Below are 16,017 nucleotides of genomic sequence, written 5' to 3' on the forward strand. Positions count from 1 at the left end.
AATCTTTCGGCGGTGCCGCGATTGAATGTGTCGAACTCTGGGCACAGAGGAAGAATGACCGACAACACGAAAGTCACAGTCGAACGAACCATAGAAGCTCCCGTCGACGCTGTTTTCGACGTGCTGACCAACCCCGAGCGGCATCAGGCGCTCGATGGATCAGGCTTCGTACGAAGTGTCGACCACGCCGACCGGATTCAGAAGGTCGGCGAGAAGTTCACGATGAACATGCAGGGCGATCACATGGGCGGCGAGTACCAGACCGACAACCATGTGACGGGCTACATCAAGGACAAGCTGGTCGCATGGACGACGGCACCCGCAGGCAACGAGCCTCCCGGCTGGGAGTGGCTGTGGGAGCTCGAGTCTCAGGGCCCGAACGAGACGTTGGTCCGTCATACCTACGACTGGTCCAAGGTCACCGACAAGAAGTTGCTCGAGCAGATCAAGTTCCCTCTGGTCACCGAGGATCAGCTGAACGACACACTGGCTCGCCTCGCGGTCGAAGCGACGTCCTGACCCAACGACTCTTCTGGGACGCACCGCCTCAGCTCAGCCGTAGAACGCTGTGGCGTCGACACTCTCTATCGGCATCCAACGCCGCGGGGAGTCCGTCGACGTAAAGGTGGCCGTGCGGTCGACTCCACGGCGAGGCTCGCGGGAACCGGCGGCAGCTTGTTCGCTACGAGTTCGGTGCGCGCCTCGTCGGGGAGGTCGGCGTCCGGTGAGTCTTCGCTGCATGCGATCTCGTGTGACAATGCCGAAAAATGCGGTCTCACAGCATTATCGAGCACGTCCCGCACGATGGATCGGATCAGGATTGTTCACGAGAACACCACCAGGTTGTGCGACCGCCCACCGTTCCGCGTGCCATCGGGGCACCACATCGCGGGCACGCCGCATCGGTTTTTCGGAACGGAATGATCTCCCCGGTGTGCACTCCACCTTTCTTCGTGGCCGATCGAACAGCGCGACGCAGAACAACACGAAGCTCGTCGAGCTCCTCCGTCGTGAGCGTGTTGGCCCGCCTGGACGGTGATTGCTCGCTCTGCCACAGCACCTCGTCGGCCAGTAGATTGCCGACCCCCGCTATCGCCGCTTGATCGAGCAGGCGTGCCTTGAGAGGTGCACCGCTGGAACCGATTCGGTGGCGGAAATCGTCGCGCGTGATCTCCGCGGCATCCGGACCGAGAGCGTCGATGTCGGGTTCGAGTCGAACCCGGCCGAGTCGGCGCTTGTCGAAGAGTCGGAGCTGTCCACCGTCGTCGAACGTCATGGAGAACCGAGTCCACTCCGGCTTGTCGGTCGGGCGGTCGCCGACATGGGGATCGCCGCCTCCGTACTGCGACGTCCGCTCGCCGTCGGGAGCGGTGACGATGACGCGTCCGCCCATGCCCAGGTGTATGCCGAGGGTCGGCCCGCTCGAGCCGTCGGCCGTGACGGTCTCGCACCACATCGCCTTACCCCGTCGACGCGCCTCGGTGAGTTTCCCGCCGATCAGTGCGCCGGCAATATCGCCCGGCATATGAGGTCGGCACTCGAACGTATCGGTGTCATCGATGTCGACGATGACGCGACCGAGAGCTTTCTCGACGACCTGTCGGGCGTTTTCGACTTCGGGTAGTTCCGGCATGCATCCGGTGTACCCACTTCGTCGACACTATGCGCGGGTGCCGCCATCGGTCATTCGGCTCGTTCGTCGTCCCTCACGGGCACCAGCGGACCCAGTTCGGCATCGAGCACATTCTGCACGACGCGCATCGCAGCCAGCGCCGCAGGCGCACCGCAGTACCCCGCCGTGTGGACGACAGTTTCGGTGATTTCAGTTCGGGTGAGGCCGTTGCGGAGAGCTCCGCGTACGTGTCCTGCGAGTTCCTCGTGGGCGCGTAGCGCGATGAGGATGCCGAGGTTGAGCAGGCTCCGACTGCGGTTGTCGAGGCCGGGCCGCGTCCACACGCCGCCCCACACGGTGTCGGTGACGAAGTCCTGCAGGGCAGCGGAGTCGGTGTCGGCGGCACTGGCAAACGCCTTCTCGACGTACTCGTGGCCCATCACGTTTCGACGGACCTCGAGCCCGTCCTCGAAGCGCGGCCCCGTGTTTCGACTCGTGGCCTCGTCGTCGATCATGGTGGTTTCTCTCCTTCGTCTGCGTGTCGACAGATCATGGCAGGGGTTCCAGCGGAACCGCAGGCGGAAGCGAAGTCGGTCACGGCTCGCTCTGTTCGGCGTTCGTTCGTGGATCACCGTGATCAGGTGGAGTGATCCCCCGCTCGCGTGGCGCGCCCATGAAGGCCGATCCTCCGACAGCGCTTTCGATTCCGTGAAAACGGCCGCGCCGCATGCGCGAGCGAAGTATGCGTGCGATCAGTACGAAGGCACCCAGAACGACGGCGAAGCCTGCGACCACGGCAAAGACTGCCAACGATGTGTCCATGATGTCTCCGATCCTCATCTCCGAAACCCGACCGGCCTCTGTCGATTATGAGACCTGGGACCTGCTCGGGTGGTGGAACCGGGACGTAGGTGTCTTTCGCTCCGCTCAGCGCGGAGGAACTGTCCCTCCGTCACGGTCGTCCCGCGCAGGTTGTGTGTCGTCGGAGACTTGTTCTGCACGAGTTGCTTCGAGGAACAGCTGAAGAAAGGAAGAATGCTCGCCCCGTTCCTGCGAGGGCCTTCCCACTCGGGGGCCTTCCGATGCCTTCGACATATCGATTCGCGTTCCTCCCGTGTCGGCGATCAACAATCTCAGATTCTGAATAGTCAAGCAACTGAGATAGTAGATACAAAGCGCGGCACCAAGTGAACGATCGGCGAAATGCGGCGACCGAGCGGCTACTAACGGTGTGCGTGGGCGGCGAGGGTGCCCAAGAGCTGCAATGCATCGGCCGAGGGGCTGTTCGGTTCGGCGTGATAGGCAACCAGGGTCTGGCCATCGGTACCCGCAACGGTCAGTTTCTCGTGCCGAAGGTCGAGGGGTCCGACCTCGGGGTGATCGAGAAGGCTGGTGCCGCCCGTTCTCAGATGTACGTCATGGCGCGCCCACAGCTGCCTGAACACCGCGCTCGCGATCGACAGTTCGCCGACCAGTGCGGTGAGGACCTCGTCGTCGAGATGCGTCGCCGACACAGCCCGAATTCCAGCCACGGCGTCGGTGGTGACGCGGCTCCAGTCGCGGTGCAACTCTCGCTCGTCGGCATCGAGAAATACCGCACGGAGCAGGTTGATCCCAGGGGAGTTGTTGGGCCGTTGCCATTCGATTCGCGGCCAACACCGTGAAGCGGCGATCGTGAATCAACGCCGGCATCGGCAACGCGTCGAGAAACCGAAGAGTTCCGGCCGACACTCGCCCCCTCCTCCTCGCTGGACGGCGAGACGATGTAGGGGGAGTGCCCAGAGCGTGCAGGTATGCAATGCTGTCGGCGTCGAGACGCAACACCGCGGCCAGGGCGTCGAGCACCTGCGTCGACGGAGTCTGGTTGCGGCCTTGCTCGAGCCGAACGTAGTAATCGGTGCTGATTCCCGCGAGCATCGCGACCTCCTCACGGCGCAGACCGCGAATGCGACGCCTCCCACCACCGATGAGGCCCACATCCTCGGGTTCGAGCTGCTCGCGGCGCGCTCGAAGGTACCCACCGAGCGCCTCGTGGTTGTCCATCGCTCCACCGTAGATCCGGAACCTGGGTGATGAGTAGCCCGCACGAACCCAGGATGCCGCGGGCTCGTGATGGTTCCTGGGAGTACCTCACTCTGGGAGTGCCGCACACAGCGGATTCACGAGAAGGAGTGCGAAATGACGAGAATCGTCACACCGTTCGGTGCCGACGCCACCGCCGACGAGGTCAGCGAAGGCATCGATCTGTCAGGCAATCGCGCCATCGTCACCGGGGGCGCGTCGGGCATCGGGATCGAGACCGCTCGGACGCTCGCTCGCCGCGGAGCACGGGTCACCCTCGCTGTCCGCGACGTCGTCGCCGCCAGGAGAGTTGCCGCGGAGATCGTCGCCGACACCGAATATTCCGAGATAGACGTACGCGAGCTCGACCTCACCGACACCGCATCGGTGAGAGCATTCGTCGACGCGTGGGACGAGCCCCTGGATCTGCTCGTCAACAACGCGGGTGTCATGGCCATCCAAGAGCTGACCCTGGTCGAGAACACGTGGGAAAGGCAGTTCGCGACCAATTTCCTCGGCCACTTCGCCCTCACGACAGGCCTTCACGACGCCCTGCGGCTCGCCGACGGCGCGCGCGTGGTGTCGGTGGCTTCCTCGGCTCACCTGTTCTCGCCGATAGTGTTCGACGACATCGACTTTCGCTTCCGGCCCTACGACCCGCTGCAGGCCTACGGTCAGTCCAAGACTGCCGTCGTTCTGTTCGGAGTGGCCGCGACCTCACGGTGGGCGGACGACGGAATCACGGTCAACTCTGTGAACCCGGGAGCAATCGCGACCTCTCTGCAACGCCATGTCGGTGGCACGCTCGCCACTCCCATCGAACTGCAGAAGACCCCGGCGCAAGGCGCGTCGACATCCGTGATGGTCGCTACCAGTGGACAACTGGATGGCATCGGTGGCCGGTACTTCAACGACAATCGGGAAGCGATCGCCGTCGATCACAGACCTACCGACATCACCGAACTGGCGAACTCCGTGGCCTCGTACGCCCTCGATCTCGATGTCGCCGAACGGCTCTGGGCCATTGCTGCCCGTGCCGTCGAATGACGATTACATCCCAGCGGCGGTAGGCGGCTCGATCAGCATCCTCTTCATCACCTTGCCGGTCGCGGTTCGGGGCAGTTCGTCGAGGAATGTGATGTCACGGGGAACGCAGAAGCGGCTCAAACGGTTTCGGATGTAGGCGCGCACCATGTCCGCATCGAGGCCCGCTGATCCGCGGCCGACGACGAATGCGGCCAAACGCTGCCCGTATTCGCTGTCGGGCACACCGACGACCGCGACCTCGCCGACCTGAGGAAGATTGGCGATGGCATCCTCGACGGGGCCGGGAAAGACGTTCTCGCCTCCGGAAATGATCATCTCGTCGTCCCTGCCGCAGACGAACAGCCGCCCGTTGCAGTCGATGTACCCCAGGTCGCCGGTATCCATCAGCGCAGCTCCGCGGGCGGACGCCGTCGACGGCGGTTGGGCGTTGGTGTACCCGTCGAAGAGCATGTCGTTGCCGACGAAGATTCGGCCGAGGGTTCCCACCGGAACGGCAGTACCGTCCGCGTCGAGTACCGCGACCGTCGTACCCAGCGGAGGGCGCCCGGCAGTGGCGGGGGCGGCGCGCAAGTCTTCGGGGGTGGCGATCGTTGCCCACGAGACCTCGGTGGAACCGTAGAAGTTGTAGAGGACGTCACCGAAGACGTCCATGAAGCGGCTCACGGTCGATCCGGTCAATGCCGACCCACTGCATGCGACGACGCGCAGGCTCGAAGTGTCGTAGCGTGATCGGACCTCGTCGGGCAGGTCGAGTATCCGCTGCAGCATGATCGGAACTGCGATCAGCGAGGTGCAACGGTGCGCCTCGATAGCCCGCAAGCAGTCCTCCGGATCGAATCGATCCTGAAGAACCACCGTGGCGCGCAGCGGCGTACTGATCTGCAGTGCCGCCAACCCCCAGCTGTGGAACATCGGTGCCGCGATCAACATCGTCTCGTTCATCCGGAGGGGCATGCGAGAGAGCATGGCTGCAACAGTTCCGAAGCCCTTCGGTGTGGGACGAACCGCACCCTTCGGTGACCCGCTGGTTCCCGAGGTCAACACGACCACCGAACCGGGTCTGTCCGGCCTCGTGAACGTCGCGGACGGTGCTGCGACGAAGTGTTCGAGGGTGCGTCGACGCGGAACGGCGGTATGAGACGACAGGCTCACACGAGTGACGGCGTCGGGCAGGTAGCGAACCATCGAGTCGAACTCGTCGTCGACGAACAGCACTCGGAGCTGGTGTCGGGCGGAAATGGTCTCGATCTGGCGGGCAGCGAGACCGGTGTTGAGAAGGACCACCTCGACCCCGAGCATGCCGCACGCGACGGTGCACTCGATCATCCCGGAGTGGTTTCGGGCCAGAATGCCGACGGTGCTACCGGGACTGATTCCGGCCGCATCGAGACCTGCGGCGATGCGGTGCGATCGCTGGTGGATCTCTGCGAAAGTGCGAGTCCCTCGGTCGTCGATCAAGGCAATCGCGTTCGGCGACTTCGCTGCTGCGGCCGCGAAGCCTCCGCCCAGAGTGAAGCCCCATTTCGCCAGTGAGTTCAGCTGCTTGTACGCGCGGTCGGGACGTGCAGCACGAATGACGCCGGTTCCCACCATCGTCTTCATGATTGCCAACGGGAGTGACCGAGAATCGCCGGTATTGGACACGATCGACGTCGAGGTGCCGGACAGGCAGTTGTCCAGTCGGCGTAGACCACCCATCACCCAATCGACCACCGCGCGGTTGTGCTCGGGTTGGGGCGAGTACGACCCGCCGAGGCCCGCTCTGAACACGGTGACATCGATCTTCGTCTCGCCTGCCGAGCGCGCAGTGAGGGTGAATCTGATGAATCCGCCGGACTCGACGTGCTCGATGGTGATGATCGGCCGGTTTCGTCTGTTCACCACCAGGTCGAGGGCGTGCTCGACACCGCCGACTCCGCACCGGTAGCCGGCCGTGGATTCACGGAGCACGCAGTAGTCGAGCCCGGGGAAGTAGCGTGGGAACAGCTCGACCGCGCTCAAGACCCCGCAGACCTGCTCGATGTCGTGTGCGAAGACCGTGCTGCAGTCGATGACGTCCGAGACCATGCCCCACCCCCCGTACCTTGCCGAGCCGGCAGGGACGCCGACTCAACACCGACCAGGGGATGGCGGCGCGCACCTGGAACGGGTCATCCGCCTGGATGAAGTCGTCATCGTAAACCCGAAGCACGCTTGTCTGGGCGAAATCAGCCGAAGTCGGTCTTCGATCGTGGATTTTTCCTGTCCAGCGCGTCAGAACTGGATGCCCAGCGACCATGCGAACACCGTGTACGCGGCGATGGTGATCAACGAGATGGCGATCAGATTGAGCCAGAAACCACCACGCATCATCTGACCGATCGTGATGTATCCACTGGCATAGGACACCGCATTCGGTGGAGTCGCGACCGGCAGCATGAACGCACAGGTCGCGGCCAGCGCTACGGGGACGGTCAGGACCAGAATATCGATGTTCATGCCCATCGCGACGCCCCCTGCTACCGGGAGGAAAGTCGCCGCTGTCGCGGTATTGCTCGTGATCTCGGTCAGGAAGATGATCGCGGCCGTGGCGACGACGACCAACATGACCACCGGAATCGTGTCGAGACCGCCTGCGACGCTACCTATCCACTCCGTCAGGCCGCTGGACTCGAACTGTGCCGACAGGGCGAGCCCGCCGCCGAACAGCAACAACACGCCCCACGGGAGTTTGACGGCGGTCTCCCAATCGATCAGACGCACACCCTTCTTGCTGCCGCTGGGAAGCAGGAACAGCAGGAGAGCTGCGGTCATGGCGATGCCGGTGTCGGATATCGGCGGGCTGTCGAAGAGCAACGGAACCCCCACCCAGGAAGCGGCCGCCAGGCAGAAGATGATCGCGACCCGAATCTCTCCCTGCGACATCCTGCCCAGGGCGTCCAGTTCACCTCTGATCAGCTGTTTGCCGCCGGGTATGTCGTCGATCTCCGGCTTGAACATCACGTGGGTCAACAGGAACCAGGCGATCACGAGCAGGATCACGGCGAGCGGAACGCCGGCGATCATCCACTGCAGGAATCCGATGGTGATTCCCTGCCCCTCCAGGTAGCCGACCAGCAAGGTGTTGGGCGGGGTGCCGATGATCGTTCCGAGTGAGCCGATCGATGCCGCATAGGCGATACCGAGCATCAGAGCGGTGCCGAAGTTGCTCTTGATGACGGCCTGTGTGATGGTCTCGGCGTCCGGGCTCGCTTCACCGTCGGAGCCGGGTACAGCTCCGGCCTTCCTGCCGATGTCGAGAACCAGAACGAGGACCGAGACACCGATCGGAATCATCATCACAGCGGTGGCCGTGTTGGAAACCCACATCGACAGAAAGCCGGTCGCGATCATGAACCCGGCGATCACCATGGTCGGTTTGGTGCCCATGGCGTTGACCGTCAGCAGCGCGATACGGCGATGCAGATTCCACCGTTGCATGGCCAGCGCCAGGAGGAAGCCGCCCATGAACAGAAAGATGATGTTGTTGCCGTACGAGGCACCCACGTCGTTGACGACGACGCCGGAGTCGAATACCGGAAAGATGACAAGGGGTAGCAGTGCGGTCGCCGGGATGGGCACCGCCTCGGTCATCCACCAGATGCCCATCAATACCGCGGTGGCTGCCGTCAGCCGTGCCGGGTGCGCCACGTCCTCCGGGAGAACCAGATAGACGACAAGTGCCAACAGGACGCCTGCGCCGAGTCCGACCCATTGCCGCTTGCGGCGACCGGGCTGCACTTCGTCTTCGCGTTCTCCGGCCGATCTCCGATCCACTTCGTCGAAGTCGTGGCCTTCGGATGCGCGACCGGCCTTCTCGTCGTCGCCGACCTGCGTCATGGAACCTCCTCGGTGTGGACGTTTCATCACCCTAACGTGTGAATTGTCCGGAAGGTCCGAATCGAACAGTGTCGACGCTCGCTTCGACTACCGCGCGACGTCGGGCTTGTTCGCCGCCGGATCGTTGTCGAGCACCGGATCCCACACGTCGCCGGGTAGGTCGCCCGGCAGATGGCTGTTTCCGCGTCCGACGAATTTGTCGTCGCGACCTTCGCGCCGCATCGCCTCGAAGTCCGCCAGCGCACCGAAGGCCCATTTGCCCAGCAGCGCAATGGCTACCAGGTTCACGGTTGCCATTGCCGCCATGGCGACGTCCGCGAGTGCCCATACCGTCGTCAGCGCGGACAGGGAGCCGAAGCCGATGGCTGCAAGGACGATGGTGCGCAACAGGTTCAGCAGTTTGCCCTCGACTCCGAGGAAATTGAGATTGATCTCGGCGTACGAATAGTTGCCCAGGATCGAGGAGAACGCGAACGTGAAGATCAACAGTGTCATCGGAATCGTGGTCCACGTGCCCAGCTGAGCTGAGATCGAGTCCTGAGTCAGAACCGCGCCCGCCACTCCGCTCGGGTTGCTGATGTCGTACACGCCCGAGACCAGGATGATGAACGCTGTCGCACTGCAGATGACGATGGTGTCGAAGAAGACTCCGAGCGACTGGATCAGACCCTGCTTCACCGGATGGGACACCGTCGCGGTCGCTGCGGCGTTGGGCGCGCTGCCCATACCTGCCTCGTTGGAGAACAGTCCGCGCTTGACACCGTTGAGCATGGCGGCCAGGATTCCGCCCGTCGTGCCGCCGATCGCCTCGTTCAAACCGAATGCGCTGGAGACGATCTGACCGAAGACCGTCGGGATCTCGCCGATGTTCATCGCCACGATCACCAATGCGAGCAAGACGTACACCAGAGCCATGACGGGGAGCAGGTACTCGGCCACCCGCGCGATTCGCCGGACACCACCGAAGAGGATCGGAGCAGACAGCACCACCAGGAACACTGCGATCCACCCGGCATCGATGTTCATCGTGGACGAGAACGATTCGGTGATGGTGTTCGCCTGAACCATGTTGAATGCGAAGCCGAAAGCGAAGATCAGCAGGCACGCGAAGACGATTCCCCATCGACGCGAACCCAGACCCAATTGGATGTAGTAGGCAGGACCGCCCCGGAAGCTGCCGTCGGGATTGCGCACCTTGTACATCTGCGCCAGAGTCGCCTCGATGAACGCCGTCGCCATGCCGACCACCGCGACCAGCCACATCCAGAAGATTGCACCCGGTCCGCCGAGAGTGATCGCGATGGCAACACCTGCGATGTTTCCCGTACCCACCCGGGACGCCAGGCCGACACAGAAGGCCTGGAACGCCGAGATGCCGCCCTCGGCATTCGACCGAGATCCGCCGATTGCCTTGAACATCGACGGAAGAAGTCGAATCTGAACGAATTTGGTGCGAACGGTGAAGTACAGTCCGACGCCGATCAACAAGTAGATCAGGAAGACGCTGTAGAGACGATCTGCCAAGAAGTCGATTATCGAACTGACGGTATCCACGGTGCCATCCTGGAGTGCTCGGTGTGTGGGTGCGTCGACAGCACATTACTCGCAGATGGTCGAAAGTTTGCACCCAACTACAGACGCGCGAGGTGGGTTCGGAACCTACTGCCGGTGCTCCGTGGTGCCCCAGATGTCGTCGAACGGTATCGATCGTCCCAAAATACGTTCTGCTGCACGGTGTCCCGACTTCAACGCCGCTGTGACCGTTGCCGGATCATCGGTCCAGGTCGCTTCACCGGCGACATGAAGTACATCGCCGATCGGAGTGGCCAGGTCGTCGTGATCGCGCGTACGTGAACCCACCGTCATGTACGAGTACGAACCGTACGAGAACGGATCGTCCTGCCAGCGAGTGACATACACGCGGTCCGGTGCAACGACCCGGTCGCCGTACAGGCCACGCAGCGCCTCGAGAACCGAGTCCGCGATGCGCGCGTCCGACCAGTGCCGAGTCTGCTGCGCACAGGTACCCGCTGCGAACGTCAGAAGCGTCGGACGTCCCTGGGGCATGGTCACGTCGTACCAGGAGTGCCACCAGCGCCCGGCTTCGCCCTGCTGCCGAACGGCATAGACGTTCTCGTCCCAGAACTTGGTGGGGAACCGAAGGAAGACCTTCTCGAATGCATTCATCTCGAGTCGTTCCAGTGCACCCGAAACAGGTTCCGGTAGAGGCGGTTCCACGGTGAACGTCGGCGACTTCAGTACTCCGATCGGCACCGTCACCACAGCGCGCTCGGCCGAGAACGTCCCGGATCCGGTGTCGACCCCAACTCCGTCTCGACCCCAACGGACCTGCCTCACCACGTGTTCGAGCCGGACGTCGAGCCCCACGGCCAATCGAACCGCCAGCTCGTCGTAACCGTCGGGGAACACGACTTCGTCGCCCTCGATGGCGTCGTCGTCCAAACCGTGCGCGTCGAGGAGGTCTTTTCCTACTCCCAACTGTTCCTCGGCTCGATGTCCGAGGAACTCGCGAACTCGTTCGAGTCGGTCGATGTTCCAATCCAGTTGCGTCAGAGTTGCTTCCACTGCGTCTCCGAACGATGTCCCCGGGGACGACTTTGCAACCGTCGCGGCGAACAGTTCGTCGAAGTGGTGAACGTCGGCGCCGAACTGCGCGGCGGACTCATCGCTCAACCTGGTCCCGGTGGGGGAGTAGTACGCGATGGGCCTGCCGTCGGGCTGGTAGCTACCGACGGTGAGCTCGACGGTCCGCATTCCGAAGGCGTCTACGGCATCGGCGAGAGGGTTGTCGTCCGTTCCGTGAATCCAGGACGCTCCGACATCGAGGATGCCGTCGGCGGTGCGCATCGTCCAGACCCGACCGCCCACGCGGTCTCTGGCCTCGAGAACGACGACTCGCTGACCGGCACGATGCAGGAGTCTCGCAACGACCAAGCCGGAAATACCTGCCCCGACCACGAGGGTATCGACGTGTGTCACCGTCACTCCTGTCCGCCGACGGCCGTGGGGTCAGTTCCCTCGGCCGGAATTGCCGTTTCCATTCCCGCTGTTGCCGTTTCCTGAATTGCCGTTCCCGCTGGTGCCGTTGCCGTTTCCCGAATTGCCGTTCCCTGGATTTCCGTTGCCGTTTCCCGGCGGGAGCGGTGCAGGCGCGGCCGGTTCGATCGGATCCGGATTCGACGTGGGGACGGGTGCAGGCTCGGGCGGGTTCGAGAAGACCGGGATCGAGGTCGCAGGTGCGGGCTCAGGTGCAGGTGTTGTGGCCGCAACGGTCGGCGACTCCACGACTGTCGGAGTCGGTGTCGCAGGTGACATGGGCTCCGGCTCGTCACCCGTGCCCACTGCGACCCAGACGATCGCTGCGCCCAGCGAAACGAACAGAGCCGCTGCCGCCGGGATCATCCATCGGCGGCGGGGAGATTCGGCCGTAGCCGACGCGGGAAATGCTGAGGGCGCAGCCGTGTCGATGGGTTCGACTGGCATCACGGCAGTGTGAGCAAGAGGTGTTGTGCTGCGCGAGAGCCCGCGCAGTCGGTGGGCAACCGCAGCTGCGTCCGGTCGATCCTCCGGGCGTCTGGCTGTCATCTCCGTCAACAGCGCGTGCCAGTCCGGTCCGAGCCCCTCGGGGACGTCGGGATCGCGGTGCAGGCGCGCCACCGCTGCTGCCACGGCGCTTCCCTCGAATACCATTGTGCCGGTAAGGCATTCGATGAGAACGAGACCCAGCGTATAGATGTCCGTCGGTGGGCCCGCAGACGTACCTGTTGCCTGCTCCGGGCTGAGGTAGTGCGCAGTACCGACTGTGGTGCCGTGCTCGGTGAGTCGTTCGGCGTCGACGATACGGGCGATGCCGAAATCGGCAAGTTTGGCGCATTGCCCCACGCCCACCTCCGGTGCCTGCGCGACGAGAATGTTGGCCGGCTTGATGTCCCGATGGACCACACCCCGGTCGTGAATGTAGGCGAGAGCTTCCGCCAACTCGTAACCGATCCGCGCGACGTGTGCGGCGTTCATCGATCGGCTCCGGCGATACGCACTCAGAGTCGGACCGTCGATCAGCTCCATCACCAGGTACGGAACCGGCACCCCGCTGTCGTCGAGTGCAGTGCCCGCGTCGTACAGCGTCACCAGACCCGGGTGCGACAGCGACGCGAGAGTACGAATTTCTGCATCGATGCGCTGTGCAGAGTCCGCCGGCTCACCGTGGCGAAATATCTTCACCGCTACGGACCGGCCGAGAACGTCGTCGTCGGCGTGCACGACGTCGGCCATTGCGCCGCGTCCCAACACGGTGCCCAGTCGGTATCGGTCCGCGAAGAGGCGGTCGTGAGGGGCAAGAGGACGAGAGTCCGCTCCCACTGTCGTCACCGCCGTTCGTCGAGTCCTTCGAGCACCTTATAACCAGTCGATCGACGTGCAGACCGCAGTCGGCTGTGGACATCACGGTGCAGTCGGGCAAGATGATGACCCGGGTGGGGACCGATCGATCAGTATCGAGGGAGGGTCCACCCATGCGTCGAGGCTCGACGAGTGCCGCAATTTCGCCGGTGTCGATCGACATCACGTCGGTCTATCAGCCGATCGTCTTGCTCGACGGGCGCGCCGTCGTAGGGTACGAAGCGTTGGTGCGGACCTGCGGAGAAGGTCCGCCGATCCCGCCACCGGAACTGTTGGGGGTGGCACGCGCGCAGGGCGTCACCGCCGATTTCGATTGGCGGTGCAGACTCAGCGCGCTCCGCGGTGCTGTCGAGTCCGGCTATCCCGATCAGCTCGCGCTGTTCGTCAATGCCGAACCTGTTGCCCTCGATGCACCTCCTCCTCGGGACTACCTACCGATGCTCGCCGACGCGTCGCGGCTGTCGATCATCGTCGAGATCACCGAGCGTGATCTGATGGGTGATCCGGCGGGTCTGCTGAGGGCGGCCGAGCACGCCAGAAACCTGGGGTGGCGAGTCGCCATCGACGATGTCGGGGCAGATTCCTCCAGCCTGGCGCTGATCCCGCTGCTGCGTCCCGACGTGATCAAGCTCGACATGGCTCTGGTGCAGGGGCGTTCGAGCAACGAGACCGCCGCCATCGTCGCTGCCGTTGCCGCCGAGGCAGAACGTACCGGTGCCCTGGTCCTGGCCGAGGGGATCGAAACCGAGCGGCACGAGAGCTATGCGCGCGCGATGGGGGCCGTTCTGGGGCAGGGATACCTCTACGGCACACCGGCCCCTCTCCCGGATTTCGGTGAGGTACCCGAACCCGTCCGTTCGCTCGACCTGGATGGAACGGTCACCGTGCGCGCCCCCGTGGCGGTCACGCCGTACGGGCTCACCCATTCGCTCGGCGCCCGCAGGCACGCGGATTCCACACTGCTCGACGCCATCGAGAACAGTTTGCTGCACAGTGCATACGGCACCGGTTCCTCGACCGTCGTACTGGCGACGGTGAGCGCGTCCACCGGCCTGACGCCTGCACGCGAGGCGATGTTCGAGGACCTCGCCACACGGACCGCGCTGACGGCTGTCTTCGACTCGCATGCCGCGCCGCCTGCGCCCAGCTTTCGTGCTGTGGTGGTGGGCGCGGACGAACCGTTGGCGTTGGAGCGTTCGATCGTGATTCTTGCTCCGATGTCGAGTGTGGCGCTCATTGCGGTGGAGCGAGGCACGGCCGAGGACGGCACCCCGATGTACGACTACCGCCTCACCTACGACCGTCATGTCGTACTGGATGCTGCAACAGTGCTTTTGAGACGAATACCGGCCAGATCTGCGGTCTGAGCCCGCGAGCGTCTCGTCAAGATCGCGTAAATTATTGCTCGAAATTCGGTAAATGGCGTCTTCTGCGGTCAACGTGCTGTTCACTCGAAGCCATGAGCTCTCACCCCCTCGCAACCGATGTACTGGCCGCGGACGGAGGCACGATCAGCTCCATCGAGACGGCGATCAACAATGCCTTCGATCCGATCTCCGCTGCCGTGTCGAATCTCGTCTTCTTCACCGTGAACATCGGCGGAGCCGCTGTTCCACTGATCGTCCTCTGGCTCATCGTCGGTGCCGTCGTCTTCACGGTGGCGTTCAAGTTCATCCAGGTCCGCGGAATCAAGCGTGCATTGATTCTCGTCAGCGGCAAGGAGGACGAGGCGGACGCGCCCGGCGAAGTCAGCCACTTCAGAGCTCTCACCGCCGCGGTGTCCGGAACCGTCGGTCTCGGCAACATCGCCGGTGTCGCCGTCGCCGTGACGCTCGGTGGACCCGGTGCCACCCTCTGGATGATCCTCGCCGGCTTGCTGGGCATGGCATCGAAGTTCGTCGAGTGCACGCTCGGCGTGAAGTACCGAGACATCAACGAGGACGGCACCGTCTCCGGCGGACCCATGAAATACCTGACCAAGGGTCTCGCAGAGCGAGGACTGGCCAAGGTCGGCAAGGTCATGGCCGTCTTCTACGCCATCGTCATCACGTTCTTCGCCATCAGCGGCGGCAACATGTTCCAGGCCAATCAGACGTACGCGCAGGTCCGCTCCGTCACCGGCGGTGACGATGGATTCCTCGCTTCCGACGGAGCCAAAGCAGTGTTCGGCATCGTCGTCGCGCTGATCATCGGACTGGTCATCATCGGCGGCATGAAGTCGATCTCGGCGGTGACCGCCAAGCTCGTCCCGACGATGGCGCTGATCTACATCGTCGCGTGCGGCGTCGTCATCGCCGTCAACTTCCGTTCCGTCCCCACGGCGTTCACGGCGATCTTCGAAGGTGCGTTCTCGCCCGAGGGTGTGGCCGGCGGCGTACTCGGCGTCATGATCATCGGATTCCAGCGCGCCGCGTTCTCGAACGAGGCAGGACTGGGTTCGGCGGCCATCGCGCACTCGGCCGTCAAGACCAGGCATCCGGTCACCGAGGGCTTCGTGGCCATGCTCGAGCCCTTCATCGACACGGTCGTCATCTGTACCGCGACCGCACTGACCATCGTGATCGCCAACACCGTCACCTGGCAGGATCAGCGCGCTATCGTCGCCGAAACCGGTGAGCTTCCCGCCGGCGGTGTCACCCTCACCTCCGACGCCTTCGAGACCGTGCTCCCGTGGTTCCCGTACGTGTTGACTCTCGCGGTGGCTCTGTTCGCGCTCTCGACCGCAATCACCTGGGCCTACTACGGACTGCAGGCGTGGACGTCGTTGTTCGGACGCAGCCGCTTCTCGCGGACCTTCTTCAACGTGATGTTCTGCATGTTCACCGTCATCGGAACCGTACTGTCCCTCGGCTCGGTGCTCGATTTCGCCGACGCCACCTTGTTCCTGCTGGCATTGGTGAACATCACCGGCCTGTACCTGCTGCTGCCCGTAGTCAAACGCGAACTCTCCGAGTACCTGGCGATGCGTCGAGGCGAGTCGGACAAGGTCGACGCCGAGGTGTGAGAAGGATCCGCAGACG

Annotated in this window: 12 protein-coding genes and 1 pseudogene; 4 read left to right on the top strand and 9 right to left on the bottom strand. The window is 63.6% G+C overall.

Annotated elements, in window-relative coordinates; genetic code table 11:
* Nucleotides 1-54 precede the first annotated feature (54 nt).
* On the top strand, nucleotides 55-519 hold the full coding sequence (locus tag QM615_RS00265) for an SRPBCC family protein (protein ID WP_149405692.1): 465 nt from the start codon (nucleotides 55-57) through the stop codon (nucleotides 517-519).
* A 295-nt stretch (nucleotides 520-814) separates the two neighbouring features.
* Here the strand turns inward: QM615_RS00265 and QM615_RS00270 are convergent, their stop codons facing one another.
* From QM615_RS00270 to QM615_RS22405, 4 genes and pseudogenes are all read right to left on the bottom strand, one after another.
* Nucleotides 815-1,633, bottom strand: coding sequence for an Fpg/Nei family DNA glycosylase (locus QM615_RS00270; protein WP_149405693.1), 819 nt, complete (start codon nucleotides 1,631-1,633; stop codon nucleotides 815-817).
* Between the two features lie 50 nt (nucleotides 1,634-1,683).
* On the bottom strand, nucleotides 1,684-2,127 hold the full coding sequence (locus QM615_RS00275; RefSeq protein WP_149405694.1) for a carboxymuconolactone decarboxylase family protein: 444 nt from the start codon (nucleotides 2,125-2,127) through the stop codon (nucleotides 1,684-1,686).
* Between the two features lie 79 nt (nucleotides 2,128-2,206).
* Nucleotides 2,207-2,434 (bottom strand): hypothetical protein, encoded by a 228-nt coding sequence (locus QM615_RS00280; RefSeq protein ID WP_149405695.1) that lies wholly within the window; start codon nucleotides 2,432-2,434, stop codon nucleotides 2,207-2,209.
* Between the two features lie 401 nt (nucleotides 2,435-2,835).
* Nucleotides 2,836-3,655: pseudogene (locus tag QM615_RS22405) on the bottom strand (helix-turn-helix domain-containing protein).
* Nucleotides 3,656-3,790: 135 nt separating this feature from the next.
* On the opposite strand from QM615_RS22405, the gene QM615_RS00295 reads away from it, so the two are divergent.
* The gene (locus QM615_RS00295) at nucleotides 3,791-4,720 is read left to right on the top strand and encodes an SDR family NAD(P)-dependent oxidoreductase (RefSeq protein WP_149405696.1); all 930 of its coding nucleotides are present in this window, start codon (nucleotides 3,791-3,793) and stop codon (nucleotides 4,718-4,720) included.
* A 3-nt stretch (nucleotides 4,721-4,723) separates the two neighbouring features.
* Here QM615_RS00295 and QM615_RS00300 read toward each other — a convergent pair whose 3' ends face one another.
* The 5 genes from QM615_RS00300 to QM615_RS00320 all read right to left on the bottom strand — a co-directional run bounded on the left by QM615_RS00300 (nucleotide 4,724) and on the right by QM615_RS00320 (nucleotide 12,967).
* Complete coding sequence (locus QM615_RS00300; protein ID WP_149405697.1) at nucleotides 4,724-6,787, bottom strand: AMP-binding protein; 2,064 nt, start codon at nucleotides 6,785-6,787, stop codon at nucleotides 4,724-4,726.
* 186 nt (nucleotides 6,788-6,973) lie between these two features.
* A complete protein-coding gene (locus tag QM615_RS00305; protein WP_149405698.1) occupies nucleotides 6,974-8,578 on the bottom strand; it encodes an SLC13 family permease in 1,605 nt (534 codons plus the stop codon).
* Nucleotides 8,579-8,665: 87 nt separating this feature from the next.
* Nucleotides 8,666-10,132, bottom strand: a complete 1,467-nt coding sequence (locus tag QM615_RS00310; RefSeq protein ID WP_094688591.1) for an alanine/glycine:cation symporter family protein — start codon at nucleotides 10,130-10,132, stop codon at nucleotides 8,666-8,668.
* Nucleotides 10,133-10,237: 105 nt separating this feature from the next.
* Nucleotides 10,238-11,578, bottom strand: coding sequence for a flavin monoamine oxidase family protein (locus QM615_RS00315; RefSeq protein WP_149405699.1), 1,341 nt, complete (start codon nucleotides 11,576-11,578; stop codon nucleotides 10,238-10,240).
* Nucleotides 11,579-11,608: 30 nt separating this feature from the next.
* Complete coding sequence (locus tag QM615_RS00320; protein ID WP_262498322.1) at nucleotides 11,609-12,967, bottom strand: serine/threonine-protein kinase; 1,359 nt, start codon at nucleotides 12,965-12,967, stop codon at nucleotides 11,609-11,611.
* A gap of 143 nt (nucleotides 12,968-13,110) precedes the next feature.
* On the opposite strand from QM615_RS00320, the gene QM615_RS00325 reads away from it, so the two are divergent.
* Together QM615_RS00325 and QM615_RS00330 are read left to right on the top strand one after the other, a co-directional pair.
* On the top strand, nucleotides 13,111-14,364 hold the full coding sequence (locus QM615_RS00325) for an EAL domain-containing protein (RefSeq protein WP_149405700.1): 1,254 nt from the start codon (nucleotides 13,111-13,113) through the stop codon (nucleotides 14,362-14,364).
* A 92-nt stretch (nucleotides 14,365-14,456) separates the two neighbouring features.
* Entirely contained in the window at nucleotides 14,457-16,001 is a 1,545-nt protein-coding gene (locus tag QM615_RS00330; protein ID WP_149405701.1) for an alanine/glycine:cation symporter family protein, read from the top strand.
* The last annotated feature ends 16 nt before the right edge of the window (nucleotides 16,002-16,017 follow it).

Origin of the sequence: Rhodococcus sp. IEGM 1341, from assembly GCF_030056895.1 — a bacterium.
In the GTDB taxonomy this organism is placed as follows: Bacteria; Actinomycetota; Actinomycetes; order Mycobacteriales; family Mycobacteriaceae; genus Rhodococcoides.

Excerpts from the sequence above, each read along its gene's own strand:
- QM615_RS00325 (WP_149405700.1), top strand. The coding sequence starts at position 13,111 with ATGCGTCGAGGCTCGACGAGTGCCGCAATTTCGCCGGTGTCGATCGAC.
- QM615_RS00280 (WP_149405695.1), bottom strand. The coding sequence starts at position 2,434 with ATGGACACATCGTTGGCAGTCTTTGCCGTGGTCGCAGGCTTCGCCGTC.
- QM615_RS00265 (WP_149405692.1), top strand. The coding sequence starts at position 55 with ATGACCGACAACACGAAAGTCACAGTCGAACGAACCATAGAAGCTCCC.
- QM615_RS00330 (WP_149405701.1), top strand. The coding sequence starts at position 14,457 with ATGAGCTCTCACCCCCTCGCAACCGATGTACTGGCCGCGGACGGAGGC.
- QM615_RS00305 (WP_149405698.1), bottom strand. The coding sequence starts at position 8,578 with ATGACGCAGGTCGGCGACGACGAGAAGGCCGGTCGCGCATCCGAAGGC.
- QM615_RS00300 (WP_149405697.1), bottom strand. The coding sequence starts at position 6,787 with ATGGTCTCGGACGTCATCGACTGCAGCACGGTCTTCGCACACGACATC.
- QM615_RS00270 (WP_149405693.1), bottom strand. The coding sequence starts at position 1,633 with ATGCCGGAACTACCCGAAGTCGAAAACGCCCGACAGGTCGTCGAGAAA.
- QM615_RS00295 (WP_149405696.1), top strand. The coding sequence starts at position 3,791 with ATGACGAGAATCGTCACACCGTTCGGTGCCGACGCCACCGCCGACGAG.
- QM615_RS00275 (WP_149405694.1), bottom strand. The coding sequence starts at position 2,127 with ATGATCGACGACGAGGCCACGAGTCGAAACACGGGGCCGCGCTTCGAG.